Below are 2884 nucleotides of genomic sequence, written 5' to 3' on the forward strand. Positions count from 1 at the left end.
ATGCCGTGGCCCACGTCGCAGCTGCGATGGGCATCGCTTCCCATGGTGAGGGGCACCTCGGCGCGGGCGAAGGCGCGCAGCAGGCCCGCGCTGGGGTAGAAGGCGCCGGTCGACTTGCGCAGGCCTGCACTCGACACCTCGACGTGGCGGTGCGTGTCGTGGGCGCACGCGGCCATGCGCTCCCAGAGGGGTGCCAGGTCGATCGTGGGCGCGAGGCCGTCGTTGGCAAAGCGCGCGGGCAGGTCGGGGTGGGCCATCGACGAGAAGCCGAGCGGGTTCTCGCAGGCCGCGCACCAGGCGTCGACGTAGCGGCGCCAGACCTCGTCTGGGCCCAGCTCCTGCCATATGTGCAGGTCATCGGAGAAGTCGATCCAGCCTGTGGCGCTGCCGGGTTGCCCGGCAAGCTCCACATCCTCGGTCCCGGGCTGGCCCGTGGCGCCGGCCTCCACGTTGCCGGCGGAACCCACCCAGTGGACGCTGCCCAGGGTAAAGGGTGCGTCCTGCGCCCAGCGGGCCACGTTGGGCTCGCAGCCCGGGTACCAGTCGCACTCAAAGCCGCGAACAAGCTCGAGGCCGGGCGCCACCTCGGCGGCGAGCTCGCGGGCGGCCTCGAAGGCGGCGCGGTGCTCGCACAGCCGGTCGAGGGGCACCTGCGCGTCTGCCACGCGCTCCATGCTTGCGGACAGCGTCAGGTGGTCGGTGCAGGCCAGCACGGAGAGCCCCGCGGCCGCGGCGGCCCGCACGTTCTCCTCAAACGTCGAGGTGCCGTCCGAGAACGACGTGTGCGTGTGGCAGTCGACGAGCGGCGTGTTCATGGTGGCTCCTTGTGGCGGAGAAAAATGAGTCTTTGAACTATCCTTAAAACATACAACCGTTTTGAGGGGAGGGGCAATGACCCGAGCCAACGCCGCCGAGAAGCCCGTTAGGGAGAGCCTGCTGGCTAGGCTGAGGAAACCCGGAATTCGAATCGGGGGCGGGTTGCTCGCCGCCCTCGTGCCCGTGGTGCTCCTCTGTGTGCTCGCTACGCCAGTCTATCCCATGTGCCCGGACGAGTTTGTCCAGCAGCTCTATGCGAGCGGAAAGTTTCTTGCCGCGGGCCCTAGCCTGCTCATGCCCTACTCTCTCGTGCTGGTGAGCGCTCCGCTCGGTGCGCTCTACTCGATTCTTCCACAGGTGCCTTGGTATGCCCTGCTCCTCCTTCTGCTTACGGTTGCCTCGTTTTGGGCTGCCTATGACGAGGTGCTGCGTTCGCGCATGAGCGCGAACCTCTGTGTGGCAAGCCTCGCCATCCTCTTCGTGTTCGAGGTCATCTGTACGCTCTACCTCACGTACGCCATCGTGGCGTTTCTTGCCTGCGCCGCCGGTCTCATGCTCGTGATACGCCGCGCCGCCTTCGATGGCCCGCAATCCGTTGGCATCTCGGATATCCTGGGCGTCCTGCTCGTTGTTCTGGGCTATGCCCTGCGACCCGAGAGCGGCCTTGCCACCATTGCCATCTTTGCCCCGTTTGCCCTGTGGGTCATTGCGAAGAATCGCAATCTTGCCTCGATCGCTCGAGGTGCGGTGGTCCTTCTTCTCATTGCCGCCTGCGCGTTTGCCGGTCGATTCGCTTATGACCACACGCCCGGCTGGGAGGGCTATGCCTCCTACCTCGATGCCGGCCGCAACGTCCTCGACTATCCCGACATGACGGTCGAACAGGTGCGGGAGCTTGCCCCCGAGCTGTCCGACAACGATGTCGCGGTGCTCCAGAGCTGGCTCTTTGCCGATGATTCCGTCTTTGATACCGACCTGTTCGAGCGCCTTGCCCCCGCCTCGGATCACCTGGGCCTTTCTAACGTTGGCGCTTCCCTGCGCGCCAAGACCACCTACCTGCTCGTGGGCATGGTGGCGGTTGTGGCTGCCTACGGGTGGCTGCTCCACCGTGGGGAGCGTGGCGGCGTGCATGCGCTTGTCGCAGGCATCGTGGTCATGTTCGCGGTGAGCTGCGTCCTGCTCATCCTGCGCGCCCGCGTGCGTCTGCACGTCGTGATCCCGCTCATTGCCGTCGCGGTTCTCGCCCTGATCTCGACCGTTGGGAAGACCGAGCGGGTCCATGGGCGTCACGTTGCCCCGATGCCGGATGTCGCCGCCTCGCCTGCGCTTCTCGCCGTTATTGCGTCCGTGGTGCTCTCCCTGGGCGTCTGCGGTGCGTTCTGGTATGCCTCGATTCGTCCCCTGGCCACGCGTGGCAGCGCCCAGACAACCGAGGCGGCCCGTTCCTACGTGGCCGACCACCCCAACGAGCTCGTTGTCTTTGGCCGCACCCAGACAATCATGTTTCGCGGGCTCACGGCCTTTGACCTCGAGGGCTGGGAGTATCCCGAAAACATGATTCAGGTGGGTGGTTGGGAGAACCACACCGCGCCCTGGGCCACCTTGCTCGAGCGCTGGGGCATCGAGGGCGGTGACCTGCTCCAGCAGCTTCCCGAGAAGAGCAACATGGTGGCGGTTCTCAACCCCACGAACATGGAGCTCATCCGCACGTACCTTGCCGAGCACTCCGGACGCGAGGTCCTGGCGAGCGTGGTCGAGGACCTTGGTCCCAGCTCTGCCGACCCAGGCGTTGACCTGTACGTCTACAGGTTTACCTACGCTGCATAGATCGAGCGGCGCCGAATGAACAACGGGCTCCCCACGCTATCGTGGGGAGCCCGTTTGCCTGAGCTCGCGCATGGCGCATGAGGCGGCGTGGCGCCTGTGGAAGACTCGCTAGAACGAGGTCTCGGTGGGCTCGGGATAGTACTTCGCGAACTTGCGGATCTGGTTCTTCTCGGTGAGCTCGACGGCAAGGCGGCGGCGGGGCGCCATGTCGGCCGCATAACGCTGAGGGTCTACGACCTTG

General features: G+C 65.7%; 2 protein-coding genes. One reads left to right on the plus strand and one right to left on the minus strand.

Annotated features, from left to right (window positions below; all coding sequences use genetic code 11):
• Positions 1-815 (minus strand): PHP domain-containing protein (locus AC1VTH_RS07640; protein WP_481335542.1); only part of this gene is annotated, 815 nt, incomplete at its 3' end.
• Between the two features lie 76 nt (positions 816-891).
• Between AC1VTH_RS07640 and AC1VTH_RS07645 the strand changes: the two genes are divergently transcribed.
• Positions 892-2643, plus strand: coding sequence for a hypothetical protein (locus AC1VTH_RS07645; RefSeq protein WP_481335543.1), 1752 nt, complete (start codon positions 892-894; stop codon positions 2641-2643).
• The last annotated feature ends 241 nt before the right edge of the window (positions 2644-2884 follow it).

This window comes from Parolsenella sp. (genome assembly GCF_982402205.1).

Excerpts from the sequence above, each read along its gene's own strand:
- AC1VTH_RS07645 (WP_481335543.1), top strand. The coding sequence starts at position 892 with ATGACCCGAGCCAACGCCGCCGAGAAGCCCGTTAGGGAGAGCCTGCTG.